Annotated in this window: 1 pseudogene; it reads left to right on the top strand. The window is 42.1% G+C overall.

The annotated features are described in order from the left end of the window. A pseudogene (locus tag JHD69_RS20505) lies at positions 1-413 on the top strand (serine hydrolase domain-containing protein); the annotation flags it as partial.

Below are 413 nucleotides of genomic sequence, written 5' to 3'. Positions count from 1 at the left end.
ATCCTAATTATGGTGACAGTTCGGTCTACTATCTTGATGGCATTGTCGGTAACGCTAAAGTTAACTCGACAATCCTGGATATTTACAAGTGGATCAATGCTTTGGCGTCAAACTCATTTTTCTCGTCTGCAGAATTCGAACTGATGACCGCCAAAACCAAGACCACAAACGGTAGAAATGTTTCCTACGGTTTCGGCCTCGACCTTTCTGGTGAAAAAGACCGCATTAATTTTGGGCATACGGGAAGCTGGGATGGGTATGCATCATTTATTTACCATAGTATCGCAAAGAACCGTACCATCATCACCCTGCAGAATTTTAAAATGGGCGTTTATCCCTTTAAAACGATCAATCAGATATTGGACAGCAAGCCCATTGCGATCGAATACCCAAAAAAGATTAACCTGCCTGAA

Source organism: Pedobacter sp. ASV12 (assembly GCF_016429155.1).
Taxonomy (GTDB): Bacteria; Bacteroidota; Bacteroidia; order Sphingobacteriales; family Sphingobacteriaceae; genus Pedobacter.
The sequence above is the reverse complement of the archived record's forward strand: the minus strand, read 5'-3'. Positions and strand labels throughout refer to the sequence as shown.